The organism is Nitrospirota bacterium (genome assembly GCA_016219645.1).
Taxonomy (GTDB): domain Bacteria; phylum Nitrospirota; class Nitrospiria; order Nitrospirales; family Nitrospiraceae; genus Palsa-1315.
In genome coordinates this window covers 220,350-240,060 of sequence record JACRLR010000007.1, presented here as the reverse complement: position 1 = coordinate 240,060, position 19,711 = coordinate 220,350, and the positions used below count along the sequence as shown (strand labels likewise).

Annotated in this window: 16 protein-coding genes; all 16 read left to right on the top strand. The window is 58.8% G+C overall.

The genetic code is table 11. From position 1 onward, the window contains the following. Positions 1-390: 390 nt before the first annotated feature. Complete coding sequence (locus HZB34_01820; protein MBI5314692.1) at positions 391-3,540, top strand: putative Ig domain-containing protein; 3,150 nt, start codon at positions 391-393, stop codon at positions 3,538-3,540. Positions 3,541-3,656: 116 nt separating this feature from the next. After that, positions 3,657-4,685, top strand: coding sequence for an SCO family protein (locus HZB34_01815; protein MBI5314691.1), 1,029 nt, complete (start codon positions 3,657-3,659; stop codon positions 4,683-4,685). Positions 4,686-4,778: 93 nt separating this feature from the next. Beyond that, complete coding sequence (locus HZB34_01810) at positions 4,779-6,803, top strand: putative Ig domain-containing protein (protein ID MBI5314690.1); 2,025 nt, start codon at positions 4,779-4,781, stop codon at positions 6,801-6,803. A gap of 151 nt (positions 6,804-6,954) precedes the next feature. Further along, a complete protein-coding gene (locus HZB34_01805; GenBank protein ID MBI5314689.1) occupies positions 6,955-8,979 on the top strand; it encodes a multicopper oxidase family protein in 2,025 nt (674 codons plus the stop codon). Next, positions 8,976-9,626, top strand: a complete 651-nt coding sequence (locus tag HZB34_01800; protein ID MBI5314688.1) for an SCO family protein — start codon at positions 8,976-8,978, stop codon at positions 9,624-9,626. The genes HZB34_01805 and HZB34_01800 overlap by 4 nt, the downstream gene beginning before the upstream one ends. A 264-nt stretch (positions 9,627-9,890) precedes the next feature. After that, the gene (gspG, locus tag HZB34_01795; GenBank protein MBI5314687.1) at positions 9,891-10,352 is read left to right on the top strand and encodes a type II secretion system major pseudopilin GspG; all 462 of its coding nucleotides are present in this window, start codon (positions 9,891-9,893) and stop codon (positions 10,350-10,352) included. Positions 10,353-10,358: 6 nt separating this feature from the next. Then, positions 10,359-11,549 carry a type II secretion system F family protein gene (locus HZB34_01790; protein MBI5314686.1) on the top strand — a complete coding sequence of 397 codons (1,191 nt, stop codon included), beginning with the start codon at positions 10,359-10,361 and terminating at the stop codon, positions 11,547-11,549. Further along, entirely contained in the window at positions 11,546-13,243 is a 1,698-nt protein-coding gene (locus HZB34_01785) for a type II/IV secretion system protein (GenBank protein ID MBI5314685.1), read from the top strand. Before HZB34_01790 ends, HZB34_01785 begins: the two co-directional genes overlap by 4 nt. Then, positions 13,224-14,078, top strand: coding sequence for a hypothetical protein (locus HZB34_01780; protein ID MBI5314684.1), 855 nt, complete (start codon positions 13,224-13,226; stop codon positions 14,076-14,078). Before HZB34_01785 ends, HZB34_01780 begins: the two co-directional genes overlap by 20 nt. Continuing rightward, positions 14,066-14,611: a hypothetical protein gene (locus HZB34_01775; protein ID MBI5314683.1), complete on the top strand. Its 546-nt coding sequence runs from the start codon at positions 14,066-14,068 to the stop codon at positions 14,609-14,611. The genes HZB34_01780 and HZB34_01775 overlap by 13 nt, the downstream gene beginning before the upstream one ends. Further along, positions 14,608-15,396, top strand: coding sequence for a hypothetical protein (locus HZB34_01770; GenBank protein ID MBI5314682.1), 789 nt, complete (start codon positions 14,608-14,610; stop codon positions 15,394-15,396). The genes HZB34_01775 and HZB34_01770 overlap by 4 nt, the downstream gene beginning before the upstream one ends. Next, on the top strand, positions 15,396-15,995 hold the full coding sequence (locus tag HZB34_01765; GenBank protein ID MBI5314681.1) for a hypothetical protein: 600 nt from the start codon (positions 15,396-15,398) through the stop codon (positions 15,993-15,995). Before HZB34_01770 ends, HZB34_01765 begins: the two co-directional genes overlap by 1 nt. Further along, the gene (locus HZB34_01760) at positions 15,992-18,148 is read left to right on the top strand and encodes a general secretion pathway protein GspD (GenBank protein MBI5314680.1); all 2,157 of its coding nucleotides are present in this window, start codon (positions 15,992-15,994) and stop codon (positions 18,146-18,148) included. The genes HZB34_01765 and HZB34_01760 overlap by 4 nt, the downstream gene beginning before the upstream one ends. Next, the gene (locus tag HZB34_01755) at positions 18,145-18,630 is read left to right on the top strand and encodes a type II secretion system protein (GenBank protein ID MBI5314679.1); all 486 of its coding nucleotides are present in this window, start codon (positions 18,145-18,147) and stop codon (positions 18,628-18,630) included. The genes HZB34_01760 and HZB34_01755 overlap by 4 nt, the downstream gene beginning before the upstream one ends. 14 nt (positions 18,631-18,644) lie before the next feature. Beyond that, on the top strand, positions 18,645-19,034 hold the full coding sequence (locus tag HZB34_01750) for a prepilin-type N-terminal cleavage/methylation domain-containing protein (protein ID MBI5314678.1): 390 nt from the start codon (positions 18,645-18,647) through the stop codon (positions 19,032-19,034). After that, positions 19,009-19,647: a type II secretion system protein gene (locus HZB34_01745; GenBank protein MBI5314677.1), complete on the top strand. Its 639-nt coding sequence runs from the start codon at positions 19,009-19,011 to the stop codon at positions 19,645-19,647. The genes HZB34_01750 and HZB34_01745 overlap by 26 nt, the downstream gene beginning before the upstream one ends. The last annotated feature ends 64 nt before the right edge of the window (positions 19,648-19,711 follow it).

Below are 19,711 nucleotides of genomic sequence, written 5' to 3'. Positions count from 1 at the left end.
CAGCTGAGCCAGGCCATTTGGCGGACTTTTGCAACATCAGCTGTCAATAACTATTTCGTAGGGGGTGCCCCCTACCTCTGCGGAGTAGGCATCGCGTCGTACGGAGTTCTATTGTGCACCCGGGGTAACTTTAATCAACTTTTACTGAAAACTTAGTTACCTTTTACTTGTCTGTACGTCTGAGGCGGGCCTGGCTGGTTGGTTGATCTGGTTTATTTGGTTTGGTCCGAAGCACGAAAGAAACCAAACAAACCAAATCAACCAAACAAACCACCTGGCGAGATAGACCAAACGAGAGAAAGAGTAACTGGTTTCATCATTCATCTTCATGGCGATGTTCGCTCTTTGGCCGGCTGAGCAGACGTCCCTCAACTAAGGAGGGGGGATTTCATGGCAACATATTTACCGCCTGATGCATCGAAGAGACGTGTGCGAGAAGCAGAAAACGCGCGGAACAACCGCTGGGAGATTGTCAAAGCGCTCTCCCATGGCCAGATCAACCGGCGGGATCTGATCAAGTGGGGACTCATCACCTCGGCAGGATTGTTATTGGCCAAGAACGGCTTAAGCCCCTTTGCCAAAAGCGCCTTCGCCCAGGTTCCGACCGGCGTTCCGCGATCGCCGGTCGGGAGTGCGTTGCCCTTTGCGCAGCCCTTGAATCGGCTCTCCTATGTTCCGCCGACGCCCCTGACGAAAATCGTACGGCCGAACGGCGAGTGGGAGGCGGCTTGGCCCAGCGGAGGAGATCCGACCGCGAAGCGGCTCTCCTGGCACACGGACTTCAGCGCGCACCAGGCCGGCAATACCTCGTCGAACCCCTTTATCAACCCCGTCACCAAGCGGGGCCCCATGGAAGGACGCCCGCCCGGTGAGTGGTTCGGGCATCAGCGCTGGAAGGAGTTTTTTCCGCAAGTCGGCTACGCCCTGGCGTTTGGCGAATGTGCCACTGGGACCAAGTTCCACCCGGCCTGGCCGGACCAGGAAGCGAACAAGATGTGGCCCATGTACAGTTTCGAAGGGTTTGGAGCAAAGGGCCACTTCCCGATCCCTCTCCTGAAGGGGCGCTATGGGGAGCCCATCATCATGCGGGCCTACAACAATCTGCCAGTGGACCGCACCAACAACGGCGGGTTCGGCCGCAATGAGCCCTCGACACATTTCCACAATGCGCATAACGGGGCGGAGAGCGACGGCGCCTCCAACGCCTTTCACTTCCCCGGAACCTTCTACGACTACCATTGGGGCACAACCCTGGCGCGCCACGACATGATCAATCGGGATGCGACAGATCGTCGCGCCTCCGGCCCTGATGGACAAGGCGGATTGATCCAGGTGCCGGGCGACTGGCGCGAGCTACAAGGCACGCTCTGGTTCCATGACCACCGGTTCTTCTTCACCGCCGAGAATGTCTACAAGGGGATGGCGGCGATGATGAACTACTACAGCGGGCCGGATCGCGGCAACGAAACGCTCGACGACGGTGTGAATCTCCGGCTTCCCAGCGGCAGCCTGCTGGATTATGGGAACCTCGATTTCGACGTGAACCTCTTCATCGCCGATCTGGGGACGGATCAGGACGCCCAATGTCGATTTGACATCTTCACCACCGAGGGGTTCGTGGGCGATCTGTTGACTGTCAACCAGGCCTGGCAGCCTTACATGGAGGTCTTGCCAAGAAAGTATCGATTCCGCCTCATCAATGGCTCCATGTCGCGGTTCATTCAGTTGGCCTTGGCAGATGAGGACGGCAACTTCGTCCCGTTCCAATTCATTGCCAACGACGGGAACTTCACGGTCCGTCCGATCACCCTGACGCGGCTGGATCAGCAGGGCACGGCGGAGCGCTACGACATTGTCGTGGATTTCTCCCGCTACCAGATCGGCGACAAGATCACCCTGGTGAATCTGTTGAAGCAAATCAGCGGGAATAAACCGGACGGGGCCCTGTCGCTGGCGCAGGCCCTGGCTCAGTGGCAGTCTCCGGATCCGCTGGTGGACCCGGCCGTTGGCCCTGTGATGCAATTCCAGATTGTGAGCGAGCTCGAGAGCGTGGATGTGCCGGGCCACATCCATCGCGCAAGCGACCAAGATCCGAGCCGGGTGCCCTCGACCTTGACCGAGCAGATTCCGATCGTGGCACCGGTGCGCGAGCGCCATGTCGAGTTTGGGAGAAGCGGGAACGGGGATTCGCGGGATCCCATCACGGGACAGTGCAATCCTGATTGCCCCGAGGACATGCCCTTTCCCTGGACCATCAAGGTCAACGGGGAGACGCCTCATTCGATGAATGCCAATCGTATCTCGCTCTTGATCCCGAAACCGGGGGAGGTCGAGCACTGGACCTATCAGAACGGCGGCGGAGGCTGGGACCATCCGATCCACCTCCACTTCGAAGAGGGCGTGACGATGAATCGCGGCAACGATTCCATCCCAGCCACAGAGAGCCTGGTTCGCAAGGATGTCTGGCGGCTCCGGCCCAGTGGGTCGGTCAAGTTCCAGGTGCGCTTCGGGGAATATGGCGGCGCCTACGTGAACCATTGCCACAATACGGTCCACGAAGACTTTGCCCTGTTGATGCGCTACCAGGTCCTGACGGATAAGGACAATCCCAAATCCTCGAACCTGCATGCGGACATTATTCCGACGCCAATTCCTACGCCGGACGGTTGCACCTATATGACGCCGGATGTGTTGGTCGAGGGCAATCCATTAGGGAACCAGGTGACGGTTTCGGCCGCGCCGGTCATCAGCTCCACACCGATCCTGGCAGCGACGGTGGGGGCGGTGTACAGCTACGATGTGAATGCCACGGATGCGAATGGCGATACCTTGACCTACAGCCTGGACAATGCGCCGGTTGGGATGGGCATCAATGGGGCGACAGGGCAAATCACCTGGACGCCGACATCGGATCAGATGGGTGCCAATCAGGTGACTGTCCGGGTGGCGGACCCGAAATCCCTCTTCGCGACCCAGTCCTTTACCCTCACGGTGGGGCTGACGGCAGTCGCGCCGGTGATCACCTCGACGCCGATACTGACGGCGAAGGTCGGCACTGCCTATCGCTACGATGTGAACGCCACGGACGCCAACGGTGGCACCCTGACCTATCGGCTGGTGGCGCCGATTCCAGCCGGCATGACGATCAACCAGGCGACAGGGCTGATCAGTTGGACGCCCACGGTGAACGGATCGTTTCCTGTGACGGTGCGAGTGACGGATCCGGGCGGCCTGTTTGCCCAGCAGGCATTCACGGTGACCGTGGCTGGCAATGCGGCGCCGGTCATCGACTCGCGGCCGCCTACCACCGGCAAGGTGGGAGTGCCCTACAACTATACGGTGCATGCCACGGACGCCAACGGCGACGCCATCACCTACCGTGCGGGGGGCGGCAACCCCAATAATTTCTTCGTCCACGCGACAACGGGCGTTGTCACCTGGACGCCGACAGTGGCGGGGAGTATCCGGATCCGGGTGCGAGCGAGTGACACCGCTGGCCTCACGACCGAACAGAGCTTCTTCGTGTCGGTGGCGGCGTAGAAATAGTAAGTAGCGAGTAGTAAGTGGCAAGTAGAAAGTTGCCGGATTGAAGGGCCAGGCACCTGCCTCTGGCAGGCGCCTGGCCCAGTCCCCGAACAACACTAGAAACTCGAGACATGCAACTCGCAACTCCCCCGCGTTTCACGCTTCACGCCTCACGCGTCACGTCTCAGGTTTCGCGCTTTACGCTTCACGCATCACGCTTCACGATCCGTGCGCTGCTCCTCTGGATTTTCTGCGCAACGCTTTTCGCCGCTCCTGTGTCGGCCGGGAACTGGGGCGCATCCTACATCCCGAATGTGCCGCTTGTGACCCAGGACGGGCAGACCGTCCGGCTGTACGACGACTTGATCAAGAACAAGATCGTCCTGATCAACTTCATCTATGCCAGTTGCAAAGAAGTCTGTCCCCTCGTGACGGCCCGTATGGCGCAGTTGCAGAAGGCCTTGGGAGACCATGTGGGGCGCGACATCTTTCTCTACTCGATCACGCTCGATCCGGAACATGACACGCCGGCGGTGCTGAGGCAGCATGCCAAGGCCTTTCACGCAGGGCCAGGCTGGCTGTTTCTGACCGGCAAGCCGGAAGATATCGCCGTCGCCCGCTACAAACTCGGAGAGCGCGGAAAGGGTTTATCGGATCACAAAAACGATGCGATGGCGGGAAACGGCGCGACCGATGATTGGGAGCGCACCTCCCTGTTTCAGGATACCGGGCAGCTTGCCCTGGTGATGCTGAATATGGATCCTGCTTTCCGCGCTAAGAAGGGGAATGCCCCAGGAACCGCCTACGCCGATATGTCGCCGGTCCCCTATGTGAACCAGCCGGGCCAAGCCCTCTTTATCAAGGCCTGTTCCTCCTGTCACACAATCGGCCAGGGCGATCTTGTCGGGCCGGATCTTCAGGGCGTGACCACTCGTAGAGATCGAGCCTGGCTCTCTGAGTTTCTTCAAGCGCCCAATGTGATGCGGGCGAAGAAGGATCCGATCGCTGTGGCGCTCTCAGCAAAGTTCCCCGGCGTCGTGATGCCAAACCTGGGCCTGTCGGAGGCGGACGTGGGAGACCTACTGGCCTATCTGGACAACAGAATGGCGCGGCTGGCCGGACCTTCCCACCTCGACGTAGCGCCACAATCACAGCAATAACACTACCCCTTCTTTTGTGGTATAGCCCCCCCTTGAATAGGAACTGTATCTTGTGCCAGCGCTAGATGGATGCATTCACCAGAGGGTCATTCCATGCAACGGTCATCGATGCTGTTCAGTTTTCTCGGTGCAGTTGGCTTAGTCGGATTGCTCAGCGGCTGCGGCGGCGGGGGGTCGTCGAGTCCAGCAACAGGCAGCACCAGCGGATCTGCCGCGGCCTCAGGCACGGTTACCGGATTCGGCAGTGTGTTTGTGAACGGCAAGAGGTTCGAGGCGAATGATGTAGAAGTGCGGCATGACGGCATCACAGAGCGGTGCACTGTCAATCCCACCACGACATGCGGGCTCAAGCAGGGGATGACGGTCACGGTCACTGGTTCCTTCGACGGCAACAAGTGGGTAGCCGGCACGTTGGTGCAGAAGGATGCAGTGGAAGGCTTGGTGCAGTCAATCGCCGCCGATGGATCAAGTCTGGTGGTGATGGGCCGGACGGTCCTGGTGGATCGCGGCACGTTGATCGACAGCAATATTTCAGGACAAAACATTCTGAGTCTCTTGGTGGGGAAAGACTCTGTCGAGGTGAACGGGTATATCAGGCCGACCGGCGAGATCCAGGCGACCTTCATCGAGAAAAAGGCTGTAGGGACTGTCACGCCTGAGGTGAGGGGTTTTGCAAAGAACCACGATGCTGGTACCAAGACCTTCCAGATCGGCGTGTTAAACGTTGTTTATGACAACAATACGATCACAATCGACATGCCGAATCCGACCGGCAATGCCTGGAACGGACTCTTTGTTGAGGTGAAGGGAACGAACTTTGATTCCGCAACGACGACCCTTATTGCGACGAAGATCGAGCCTGAGAATCAGGTTGTGCAGCAGGCGGACGAGTTCGAGGTGGAAGGATTCGTGACCCAGGTTGTAGGTCCTGGAAATTTCTTTATCGGGACAGCCCATGTGCAAACGACTCCAAGCACGGAGTTTCGAGGCGGCACGATCGATGAGATTGTCGAGGGTGTCAAGCTGTCTGTTGATGGCGAGTTAGCGAACGGAATCCTGACAGCGACGCATGTGGCGACCAACGCAGCCCCTGTCATCACTTCAACACCGACCCTGGTAGGGACTCAGGGTGTGGCATACAGCTACGACGTGAATGCCACCGATGCGAACGGCGATACGCTGACCTATAGCCTGGTGGAACCGGCCCCGTTCGGCATGAGCATCGATCCGGTATCGGGCCTGATTGCCTGGACACCAGTGGCCCAGGTAGGTGACAACCCAGTGAGCGTGCAGGTGTCGGACGGCAGCCTCGCGGCTAGCCAGTCCTTCACTGTGAAGGTGGCGGCGACCGTCGCGCCGGCTGCACCAGTCTTCATTACCCCGACTGTGCTACCACCGGCATTTGTGCAAACGACTTATACCACGACCGTAATTGCCACGGATGCGAACGGCGATACGCTGACCTATAGCCTGGTGGCGCCGATTCCAGCCGGGGTGACCATCGACAGCACGGGGGTGATCAGTTGGACCGCGGCGGCGGGTCAGGTCGGGCCGAATGTTGTGACTGTGCAGGCGCAAGACAACAGCAGCGTTAGTCTGGCAACCATCCAGACCTTCACCATCAACGTGAACCAGGCTACGGCGGCAAGTGGCGTGACTTTTGGATTTGACGATCTCACAAGGGGTGGCTACAACGTCACGCAGCCAGGCATCTGGACCAATGAAGGTCCAAATGCATTCTCGACTTTAAGTGGCTCGGCCATCATCGTGCGAGGGGACTCGACGGTGACCATAGACAGTCATGGACTGCCGAGACTTAATCAACCGGAGTTCACATTTTTGGGCGTGACCCTGATCAACAGGGGGACCAGTGACACCACCTTTGCCATTGCAGGCTATACCGGTAGTCACGGGGTCACGGCTTTTTACTACACGGTAACTATAAAGGTCGGAGGCCCGTCGGTTACAGTACTGAACTCTATCCCCGACAATTCCAATAGACCGATGAACGCGTCGATCGAACGACTGGAAGTGAATGGAAACAGTCTGTTTACTCCTGATTTCGGGGTCAGCTGTCTCGGAGTCGGGACATCCGGAGGCGCTCCTACCTGTCCGTGAAGCGTGAGACGTGAAACGTAAGGCGTGAGGCGCGGAGCGTGACCCGTGGAGAAGTTTTGGGGTTCATGTTTTGAGCTTCTGATCGATCGGGCTACTTGCTACTCGCCACTTGCTACTTGCAACCTGCAACTCGAAACCACGGAGAACCATCATGTCCCAACCCATCAACCGACGAAATCTCGTCAAATATAGCCTCGCAACCCTTGGCGCCTTCACGCTCGGCCAGGGGCGGCTTCCGATTCCCTTCCTGAACGGACCAGGGGAAGCCTTAGCCAAGAGCGGCCCTTCTTCTTCCGGCAGCAGCAGGAGCGGAACAGTCTTCGGCTACAGGCCATTTTCACAACCGCTGTTTATCCCCTCGATTGCCCAGTCCCGGCCGCGTGGGACTCTCTCACCAGCGCCGGGCCAGTATCCGCGCCCAGGGGGGCCAAGCGGGAGGCCCTCTGTGCCCCACGGACGGTTCGACGATGTGGCTCATGGTATCGCCCCGGAGTTTGACGGTCGGGTTCCCGGTTTTCCCTGCCCGGACTGGAACCGCTTCTCCAGCCATACCCATGAGAAAGAATATCGTATCGCCATCGAAGAGACAGTCCAGTCGTTCTTTCCGGGAGTCGACACGCCGATTTTCGCCTATCGAGACATCTTTGCAGGAGGTCCGGGGCGAACACCTGGCCCGACCTTCCTGGCGCGTTTCCGGGAACCGGTGGTGGCCCGCTTCGAAAACCACCGCACAAAAGATCGCTCACCCATCAACACGACCGGCCACGATATCGAGGCGTCAGTCCATCTTCACGGCTCCCACGTTCCGGCCCATGCGGACGGCGCTCCTGACTTCTATGTCTTGGCAGGCGAGGCGCGAGACTATTACTGGCCCAACATTGAACCGCGTGTGACCCAACCGGATCGGCGGGCGGGCATTTGTACAGGTGCATTCGATCCGACCTGGACTCCCTCCACACTGTGGTACCACGACCATGCGATGGATATCACCGGGTTCAACGTGAGCCGGGGCCTGGCAGGGTTTTACCTCATGTTCGACGAGCGGGAAGAACAGTTGATCGAGGACCGGGTCCTGCCTGATACGTTTCAAGGGTTCGATATCGGGCTGGCCCTGACCGATCAACGGTTCAACGCGGACGGGACGCTGTTCTACGATTTCTTCAACCACGATGGCCGCCTGGGCGATGTGTTTACGGTCAACGGGACGGTGCAGCCGTTTTTGCAAGTGCAGCGGCGTAAGTACCGTTTTCGAATCCTGAACGCTTCGAACGCGCGGGTCTATCAATTGCGGCTGAGCAGCGGCCAGCCCTTTCTCGTATTCGGGGCCGACAGTTGGCTCTTCCCCAGGGCCGGTCTGGTGAAGAACTTCGAACTGGCCAGCGGCCAACGCCATGATGTGGTCATCGACTTCAGAAACGCGCCTGACGAGGTGTTTCTCGAGAACATCATGATTCAAACCAGCGGGCGCAAGGGGGATGGGGTGGACCCCAACAAACCGACCCAGCTGATGAAGTTTGTCGTCACCGGGGCTCCGGTGGCCAACGATGTCATCATCGATGACGGCACGGTCATTCGAGATCAGTGGGCGCCGATTTCCGACAATGATGTTGTCGCAGCTCGGACCTTCGTGTCGGACCGTTCACTGGGGGCCTGGACGATCAACAATCGGTTCTTCAATCCGAGACGAGCGGATGCGGTCCCCGAGCTTGGCACCACCGAACAGTGGACCTTTGAAAATGGTGGAGGCGGCTGGTGGCACCCGTTTCATACGCATCTTGAGGGGTTTCAGATCAAGAGTCTCAATGGGAAGACACCTCCGTTCGAGCGGTCGTTTAACAGCGATTTGGTCAACCTGCACGGGGGTGAAATAGCGAAGGTGTTGATCAAGTTCCGCACCTTCACCGGTCCCTTTTCTTTCCATTGCCATAATGTTGAGCACGAGGACATGCGCATGATGGGGTTCCATGACCCCAGGCCATTCGGGCAGCGCAGCCTGCTCGATGGGGAAGCCAGAATTGATCCGGAGGTATCCGGAGTCGTTCCCGATTGCACTGAATTGGAAGAAGAGCAGCGCATCTACTTCGACGTCGCGGGGGATCTAGATCGAGTCAACGGAAGAGGTGTCGGCTTCCCTGAGTGCGAGTTCGATATGAACAAGAGGGGCAATCAATCGTGAGCATGCGGGCTGTCCGCCGGTTGCCGGGAGCCTGGATCATCATGGCCTGCGCAGGACTTTGGCTCGCCTGCGCCTGTGCGCCGATCCGGCCTCCCGACGCAGGCCATGACGCGCGCGAGGATCTCACGGCGCCTATCCCTGTCTTCCCCAACATCTTCCTGTTGACGCAAGAAGGCCGGTCGGTTCGTTTCTATGACGACTTGGTGAAGGGGAAAACGGTCCTCGTCAACTTCATCTACACGAGCTGTGAGAAGAGTTGTAGTCCGACCACAGCGAATCTTGCGTTGGTGCACGGGCTGCTGGGAGACCGGATCGGGCGTGATCTGTTTCTGCTCTCGATCTCTCTGGACCCGGCGGTAGACAGGCCGAAGACGCTGAAAGAGTATGCCGCTCGCTTCGGGCAATTCCCAGGGTGGTATTTCCTGACAGGGGATGAGGCGGAGATCGAGAAGCTGCGCTGGAAGCTGGGCCTGTATGACCTTGATCCGGCTGTCGATGCAGACAAGACGCAACATGCCGGGGTCGTCATTGTCGGGAACGATACGACGAACCGGTGGTCGTCCCTGCCGGCCCTCATGGATCCCCGGCAGATTGCTATGACGGTGCTCCGAATCAGCCGAAACGGCAGGGAAGTTTCGGGTTTCTAGGTTCTAGGTTTAGATCAATCCGATAACTCGAAACTCGAAATTAGCCCCCCCCCATTCTCAGCAGTCGTACGTCCTATCCCCTACTTTTGTTGCCTGTCCGGTCCCTCGAACGAAGGGGCTTTGCCCTACCAGAGAGGGTATTGTGCGATTTCCCGACCCCCCATACTATCGCTTATCAGCCTATTACCAGATCACTGGAGGCCAGGGGACTTCGTTCAAACGGTTGATAAGGAACATAGGACCACATCACTCAAAGGAGCCACTATGGAAATCGCTACGCCACATCTACGCTGTCCCGGGCGCCTTGCCCTGTCCGATCGCAAGAAGGAGGGGGGATTTACCCTTCTGGAACTGCTTGTCGTGATGGTGATTATCGGTTTACTCGCCGGATTCGTCGGGCCTCGATACTTTTCGCAAATCGGCAAATCAGAGGCGAAGACGGCCCGCGCCCAACTGACTGCGGTGGAGCAAGCCCTCGATCAATATCGTCTGGACGTCGGCCACTATCCCTCGACCGAACAGGGATTGGCCGCCCTCATGGTCAAACCGGCGGATGAGGCGAAATGGGCCGGGCCCTACCTGAAGAAAGCCCTTCCTACGGATCCCTGGGGCCGTCCCTATTCGTATAAATTCCCCGGGGAACATAGCGAGTTCGATCTCTGGTCGTTCGGCAAAGATGCGCAGCCTGGTGGAACGGTCGATAACGAAGACATCACGAACTGGTAGAGGACCATGCAGTACCACGTCAAGGCCATGCAGTCGCTGGATACGGTGGTGGAGCTGAACATCGACTCCGTCGATGCCGACGATGCTCGCCGGCAGGTCGAGCGGCTGGGCTACGAGGTGCTGACGCTCCATTCGAAGCGGGCTGGGTTGGCTGCCTATCTCAAACGACGGACGAATTTCCCCCTGACCCTGTTCAGTCAAGAGCTGATCGCCCTGCTGGGGGCCGGCCTGTCGTTGGTCGAAGCGCTCGAGACGCTTCGGGAAAAAGAGCGCCATCCGGATTTGAAGCAGGTGCTGGAACAGATTCTGGCCAAACTGCGAGAAGGGCTCACCTTCTCCTCGTCGGTCGAACAGTTGCCCTCCAGCTTTCCTGCGCTTTATGTCGCGACGATTCGCGCGAGCGAGAGAACCGGCGATCTCCGCGAGGCCCTGTCCCGATACATCGCCTACCAGGTGCAACTGGAGCTGGTTCGCAAAAAACTCGTGAGTGCCTCGATCTATCCGGTCGTGCTGCTCGTCGTCGGTGGACTCGTGATGCTGTTTTTGTTGATGTATGTGGTGCCCAAGTTCAGCCGCATCTATGAGGATGCAGGCAAGGATCTTCCGTTCTTGTCGCAGCTCTTGCTGGAGTGGGGGAAGGTGATGGAGGAGCAGGGGCTCCTGGTTATGGGCTGCCTGCTGTTGGCTGGGATCGCCTCCGCCTTCGGACTCACGCTGCCGGCAGTCAAAGCACGGATCCTTTCACAGCTTCGGTCGATCCCCGCGATCGGGAGCCGGCTCCAAATATTCGATCTGGCGCGCTTCTATCGCACGTTGGGCATGCTGGTGAAGGGTGGTATCCCGATCGTGGCCGCCATCGGGATGGTCTCCGGCATTCTTCCCCTCTCCTTGCGCGGGCCACTTGAAGCGGCGGTGCGGGATCTTCGTGAAGGGAAGTCGATCTCCCAGGCGATGGAATCGCACGGTCTGACCACTCCGGTCGCCCATCGTATGTTGCGTGTCGGAGAGCGGACGGGCCAGATGGGCGAGATGATGGAACGGATCGCGGTCTTCTACGACGAAGACATCGCTCGCGCGCTGGACTGGGTGACGAAACTGATCGAGCCTGCTCTGATGGCTGCCATCGGCCTCGTGATTGGCACGATCGTGCTCCTCATGTATTTCCCTATGTTCGAACTCGCCGGGAGTATCCAATGAGCCGGACTGAACAGGCCATCGGCGCCAAGGATGTGTTCTCGCTTGGCGAACTGGCGCTCGCCAAGGCCGATGCTGTTCGCGCGAAGCGGCGGGTGATCGAGGCGCTGGACGATCAGTTTCAGCTGAACCACGACGAGTTTGCCGAGAAACTGGCCGCGACCCTGCACTACCCGTTTTTGAGCCATGAGGCCCTCCAAGCCTGCGAGGCGGATTTCAGCAGGATTTCCTATCCCGAGACGGTCGCGCATGAATGCCTGCCGTTCCACGACGAACAGGGCCTGCTCTGTGTGGCGTTTTGCGATCCGTTCGATCCGGCCAGACAGGCCTGGGCGAATGAACAGCTACGGGAATCCGCTCGGTGGGTCCTGGTCCATCGTGTCACGCTGCTGGCGATGTTTGCAAAGTATGAGGCAGGAGCCCGCGCGATGGATGACGTCCTCGAGCTCGATCCGGAGCGGCGCCGGGTGTCCGAGGCTATCGAGGATCTCTCGATCAAATCGATCAGTGAGGGGACCAGCCCCGTGGTCAAGCTGGTGCATTCGACGATCTATGATGCGTTCAAGCTCGGCGCCAGCGACATCCATCTTGAAGCGGGAACCTCGGACCTCACGATCAAGTATCGCATCGACGGGGTGCTCTTGAAAGTAAAGGTGGTGGAGGGGAAGGAAATGGCCGAGCAGGCGATCTCTCGCATCAAGGTGATGTCGGAACTGGACATCTCGGAACGCCGGATTCCCCAAGACGGACGCTTCAAGCTGGCCGTCCTGGGCCGCGCGGTGGATTTCCGGGTGTCGGTGATGCCCAGCATCCATGGAGAGGACTCGGTGATTCGTATTCTGGACAAGCAGTCTTTATCGCAGCAGAGTCAGGGGCTCCGGCTGGATATGATCGGTTTCGACGAGCGGACGGTCACCCAGATCCGCGGGCTTGCCTCCGAGCCCTACGGCTTGATGTTGGTCACAGGCCCGACCGGGAGCGGGAAAACGACCTCTCTCTACGCCGTGCTCAATGAGCTGAACCAGGGCAAGGACAAAATCATCACGATCGAAGATCCGGTGGAATATCAGCTGCCGGGGATACTGCAGATTCCCGTCAACGAAAAGAAGGGCTTGACCTTCTCCCGCGGCCTGCGTTCGATCCTGCGCCATGACCCGGACAAGATCATGGTTGGGGAAATCCGGGATTCGGAAACCGCTCAGATTGCCGTCCAGTCAGCGCTCACAGGACACCTGGTCTTGGCGACGGTCCATGCCAACAACGTGCTGGACATTATCGGGCGCTTCATCCACATGGGCGTGGAGCCCTATAATTTCGTCTCGGCGTTGAACGGGGTCATCGCACAACGTCTCTTGCGCATCCTCTGTCCCCATTGCATCGAGCCCTACCGTCCTGACAGCAAACTTCTGGCCGCGTCACGGCTGGCCGACGCGGAGACAGCGGGCTTCAACTTTCAAACCGGCCGCGGATGCAAAGACTGTTACGGCACCGGATACAAAGGGCGCAGGGCCATCGCAGAGGTGCTGTTGCTCACCGACGAGATCCGCGAGCAGATCATCGCGAAAGAACCAATCCGCCGGATCAAAGATACGGCGCGGGCAACCGGTACTCGTTTTCTCCGGGACTCTGCCATGGATCTCGTTCGTCACGGCATCACCACGTTGGAGGAGATCAACCGTGTTACCTTTGTGGGCTGACCAGGTCAGCATCTTCCTGGGCCCGGACCGGTTGCTGGTGGGGCACAGGCCCCGCGGCTTGCGCCCGGCACCGATGACGACGATCACAGTCCCTGTGTCCGGCTCGTCCGAGGGTTCCGCCGGTTGGGAGTCGGCTGCCGCCGCGCTGGAGAGCCACCTAAAGGCCAATCCCCAGTGGCGGGGAGCGTCACTCCGGATCATCCTCTCCAACCATTTCGTACGCTATGTTCTGGTGCCCTGGAGCGACGACTTGAGCAACGAGAAGGAGCATCTGGTGCTCGCCCGGCGCCACTTTGCTGTGACCCATGGTCCGGTTGCCAAGAACTGGGCGATCCGGATGAGCCTCAACAGGCCCGGCGAATCTCATGTCGCCAGCGCGCTGGACGAGTCTCTCGTGACCCGGGTGTCCCTGGCGGCGGCGGCGAGCCACATGAAGCTCTTGAGTGTGGAACCGCTGCTCATGGCATCGTTCAACCGTTGGCAGCAGCACTTTCGGGAAGAGGTTCAGTGGTTTGTGACTGTCGAGAGCGGCATGCTGTGCGGAGCCCTCCTGGGCCGCGACCGCTGGGTTGCGCTGAGGCGTTGGCGGACACAGGGCGACTGGGCATCGGAACTCTCTCTCTGGCTTTCGAGGGAGCAACTGATCGGCGAGGAGTCCGCCGCGGCCGGCGCCCTGTATCTCTTGGCGCCTTCCCGTGTGGGAACCGAGTCGACGTCCCTGGGACTTCCCGTGAGATTTCTTGTTGAACACGATCGCAACAGCAACAGGAAGAGGGCGCCTGACGTATGCCCTCAGGTGGTTGAGGAGGCGAGCCATTTCTCATGCATCCTTTAAGACTCGACTATACCAACCGGGCAGTGTGGTGGACCAGACAGGGAGCTGCCTGGCTGGGCTTCGGCCTGTTTCTCGTCACGGTGACCGGATCGTACTACTGGTATCTCTCGGAAGAAACTGCCCTTGTGATGGAGAAAATCGAGGAAGTCAGGCAACAGACGGGCCGGGAGCGCGTGGGAAAGGAAAAGTTGACGGAGGAGCTCAAGACGTTTCGCGCCGACATCAAGGAATCCCAAACCGTGTTGGGACAACTCACCATTCCGTGGGATCCGCTCTTCATCGCGGTAGAAGAGGTGTGGGGCCGGCACAGCGATCAAATCGCCCTCATGGCCATCCATCCGGACGTCGGCGAGCAGCGAGTGGTGATCGATGGACGATCGGCCGACTTCGATGTGTTGTTGGACTTCGTGACGCAGTTGACGGAATTCGAGATCATCGATCATGCCTATCTCAGCCGCCACCAGAGGGAAGACAAGGATCACGGGAAGCCGGTGCGGTTTTCTATCGTGGCAGAGTGGAGAGTGCGAACATGAACTTCGGCGGCTTCCTTAGATCGACAGGGGCTGCATCGGCAGCCACCGACCCTGCGCCGCAGGCCCGGAAGGCTCGCGTTCTACGCCGGCTGCCGATTCATTGGATCGAGATCCTGGCCGGTCGGATGACGTCTCTCAAAGAAGCCACACGAGACCAGCTGTCTGGAGCGCAGCCCAGGTGGGTTCCTACACTCTTGGGACAGCGTTCCAAGACCAAGCGACCTGTGCCGTCAGTGGCGCACATGGGATGGGCTCTCAAGCTGTGGGTGCAGCGATTGGGTGTTTCGGGCACTGTCGGCCTGGGCCTCTGCGCATTTGCGGTGATGTTGTACCTGTCTGCCGTACTCACCATGGAGGCAGAACAGGCGCAGATATTGGAAGAACTCGATGCATCTCTGGTGCGTGTCCAGAGACCTGGTGCAGCCCCTGCTGTGGCTCCCCGCACTCCCAAAGAACAACTGTCTGACTTCTATGCCATTTTCCCTCCCGCCAAGGAAGTCCCGGAGACGTTGCGGAAGATCAATCAATTGGCGGAAAAGCAGCGTCTGGTGTTACAGGCCGGCCATTATCATGTGATCGACGACCATTCAGGCCGTCTGATTCGCTATGAAGCCGCGTTGCCATTGGTTGGCCCCTATCCAAACGTACGCCAGTTCCTGAGGGCGGTGCTGGCCGAGGTTCCCAGTGCGGCTCTCGCAAAGGTGGATGTTGAGAAGAATATGATGGGCGGTGCTCAGGCAAAGACGACGGTCAGCTTCACGCTATTTTTACGGAGAGACAGCTGATGGTTGCCTCCGCGTCAACATACGTGATGCTCGCTTCCATCCTGGTGATCCTCCTGGAGGCTGCCGTCGGGTCCGCAGGCAGCCAGACGGCAAGTCCTCAGGGGAATCTCGGTCTCGATCTCAGCAAGTTAAATCAGCGAGTGACCGGGAAGGGTGTGTACGATATGTTTCCAGACGGCATGAGAAAGGAGAGCTCGTCCCCATTATCTTCTTCCCCTTCTCAACAGGACGAGCCCCGCGCGAAGGGGAAATCAAAAAAGGCCGGATCGCAATCCGCGACCCCGCATCGCTCTCTGCCGCCAAGTTCTGTGATCGTTGAGCTGATCCCAGACATGCCGGCTGAACCGATCGTGGTAGACCTGCCGCCGCCTGTCGTGATTCCGACTCCGCCCTTCCCGTTCAAATTTGCCGGAGTCCAGCGGCACCCGTCCGGGCAGACGATCTATTTTCTGATCAAGGATAACAAACTGTACACCGTTGAGGTCGGAGAAACCCTCGACTCCCTGTATTCCATCGACGGCGAGGAGGGGGGGCAACTGAACTTCACCTACCTGCCGTTGGATCGCAAGCAAACCATTAGCATGGGGTCTGCAACATGACACTCTCTACTCGTGGCACGTTCTGGACACGCATACTCGGCTGTGCGTTCCTCGCGAGTTGGCTCGCCGGCTGCAGCGCCACCCAGCTATTCAACGAGGGGATGTCGGACATCAACGCCGGGCGTTTGGATGTCGGGCTGGCTAAGATCGAGGACGCGGTGCGAAAAGACCCGGATAGCGCATTTATGAAGACCCAGTTGCGCATGACGCGAAAATATGTCGTCCAGCGCGTTCTTCAGGAAGCGGATGCAGCCCGCCTTGCTTCGGACTTCGCGGGGGCTCGCCGGATCTATGAGCATGTGCTGGAACTGGATAAAGCCAATGAGCAAGCGATGGCAGGCCTTGAGTCGACAAAGAATGCGGAAATGAACCAGCTCGAGATCCGAATGGCCAAGGATCTGATCGACCACAATGAGCTCAAGGAAGCTCAGGCGCAACTGGAGCATATCTTGGGCACAGACCCGAGCAACTTCGAAGCGAAACAGATGCTGGACCGTATTCTCTCGCAAAGCCCGCCTCCCGAGCCGGTCAAGCCGAAGTTGCTCTTGAAGGCGGATCGAATCGCTGTGCTGCAGTTCCGCGAGTCCCCGTTGGGCATGGTCTTCGAGGCGCTCTCGCGCACCAGCGGTATCAATTTCGTGCTCGACAAAGACGTGAAGAGCGATGCCAAGACGAACATTTTTGTCAAGGATATGCTGATCGAGTCGGCGCTGGACATGGTGCTCGCCCAGCATACACTGGAGAAGAAAATCTTGGCCGATAACATCCTCTTGATTTATCCCGACACGCCGGACAAACGCCGGCGCTACGAAGAGCAGATGGTCAAATCCTTCCACCTCACGAACGCGGACCCGAAGCAGGCGATGAGCCTGCTGAAGGTGATGCTGGACACCAAGTCCCTGTTCATCGACGAGCATGCGAGGTTGCTCGTGATGAGGGATACGCCGGAGGTGGTCCGCATGGCCGAGAAGCTCCTCCTTTCACTCGACCTGGAGGATTCGGAAGTCATGATGGAAGTGGATATCGTGGAGATCGCGCGCTCAAAGCTGCAAGAGATCGGTATCAAGTATCCCAACCAGGTCAACCTCAACATTCTCGGCCCCGTCGGGGCCACAGGAACTGCGGCGGTCCAGACACTCCAGAGTCTCATATTCGATCGGCCGCACACAGGTATATCGAGTCTCGCAGCGACAATTAATCTTAAAAGGGAAGACTCCAATGTCAATATCCTCTCCAGCCCGCGGATCAGAGCGAGGAATTACGAAAAGGCCAAGGTTCACATCGGAGAACGTGTTCCTGTCTTCACAAACGCGGTGACGCCGATCATCGGCGGAACCGGCAGTGTGGTGACCGGCAGTGTGACGTACCTCGATATCGGGTTGAAATTCGATGTGGAGCCGACAATCTATCGGGACGACGAAGTGTCCATGAAGATAAACCTGGAAATCAGTAACATTGTCAAAGAGGTCCAGCAGGGGACAAGCTTGTCCTATCAGGTCGGCACGCGGTCGGCCTCGACCGTGTTGCGATTGCGGGATGGCGAAACCCAAATCCTGGCAGGGCTGATCAGCGACGCTGAACGTGAGACGGCCAGCAAGGTGCCGGGGCTCAGTAGTTTTCCGGTCCTCGGGCGGCTCTTCTCGTCTAACAAGAGTGATAAGAATAAAGTGGAAATTGCGTTGTCGATCACACCCCATGTCATCCGACACGGCAAGCGCCCCAATAGTGCGTCGTCGGAAATTTTGTACGGCACAGAAAGCTCGCGAGGCAATCCCTTGACGGTCAAGATCGGTGACAACGAGCGCAGGGCCATCGTGGACACGAGGGGGACCGCCGGGCTGCCTGCTGCTGTGACGGTGGGGCCTGCCGTTGTTGGAAATCCTTCCGAGGGCGCAGCCCAAAATGAGCCGACTTCTGCCACAGTCCCGGTTGGCGGGAAGAGAGCCAACGGCCGTAAGGCAGTCACTGTGCCTCCCGCGGCTGGAAGTCCTCCTGAAAGCCCGGCTCGAAATGAGTCTCCCCCTGCTACGGACTCGGAAGGAACGAAAAAAGGCGCCGCCGAAGATGCCTCAGAGGTTCCGGCTAAAGAAGTTCCGGCTAAAAATGAGCCGATTCCGGCTGAAGGAACAGAAAGCGCGGGACAGGCTCCATGAACGAGCGAATCCGAGCAGAGCGGGGCTTTACGCTGGTGGAGATGGTCATGACTGTGGCGATCGTCGGAGTGCTGGCTTCGGCCGCCATGCCCCTTGCCAGCCTCGTCTCGCAGCGCAGCAAAGAGCAAGAACTCAGACAGTCGCTGCTGCAGATCCGCGAGGCGATCGACGTCCACCGGCGAGATTTCGATGCCGGACGCATTGCCAAGGGTACGACGGATTCCGGGTATCCGAAATCGCTGAAGGACCTTACGGAGGGAGTCGTCGATCAGACGAGTCAGAAGAAGAAGCGCATTATCTACTTGCGCCGCCTCCCGCGCGATCCGTTACATCCAGATCCATCCGTGCCTGCGGCGGAGACCTGGGGACTCCGGAGCTACGAGAGCCCGGCGGAAGAACCGAGTCCCGGCAACGATGTTTTCGATGTGTATTCCCGAAACAAGGGAATCGGATTGAACGGCATTCCCTATTCGAAGTGGTAGTGGGTCGTGATGCAATGAAGCCAGTTGATCGAAAGGGCACAGAGGGATTTACGCTGATCGAGCTGCTGGTGGTCCTGGCCATCATCTCGACGCTGCTGACCTTGGCCGTGCCCCGCTATTTCTCCAGCGTCCAACGATCGAAAGAAGTCGTCATGAAGGAGAACCTTTGGATCATGCGGGACGCGCTGGATAAGTATTTCGGCGACGTCGGGAGGTATCCGGACCAACTCCAAGATTTGGCCACGAAGAAATACCTCCGCGCGATTCCGATCGATCCGCTTACGGAGACGTCGGAGAGCTGGCGTGTGATTCCGCCTGACGATCCTGAGAAGGGAGGCGTCTACGATGTGAAAAGCGGCGCGGAAGGGACAGCCACGGGTGGGGGCTCCTACCGTGACTGGTGATGGCCGAAAGGGACCAGCTTTGCGCCAGCTGAGGGTCTGTCGGGGATGCCGGTCGATACGATCGCAGGAGGGGTTTACCTATATCGGGGTTCTGCTTGCAGTTGCGCTGATCGGGGTTCAGCTGGCCCTGGCAGGAGTGGTGTGGAGCTTTGCGCAAACCCGTCAGAAAGAGCGGGAGTTGCTGTTTGTCGGCGGCCAGTTCCGAACGGCCATCAGTCAGTACTACCTGAATCCCAAAGGGCCTCAGAAGGAATACCCGCGCCGTCTCGAGGATCTGCTTAAAGATCCGCGCTATCCTGGCACCGTTCGCCACTTGCGGAAAATATACGCGGACCCGATCACTGGAAAGAAACGATGGGGACTGGTGAGGCTCCCGAACGGCGGTATTATCGGGGTGTATAGCCTCTCGGACGAGGCCCCGATCAAGACAGGCAACTTTCAGCCTGCGGACAAATCCTTCACGAATAAGCCGCGGTATGCGGACTGGAAGTTTGTCCATGCATTCGGGGCACAGGGCGTTCCTGCCCCCGGCACCCAGGGCGCAGCCGGTGCCCCTCCGTCCGGTCTTTCGTCGGAGAGCTCGGTTTACGATGGCGAGGAAAAGGAGAAGTAGCCGCCGCTGAACGAGCCAAGCCAGCGGCCCGACCTGTGGTTGCACCGCTATCCGGAATGTTCTG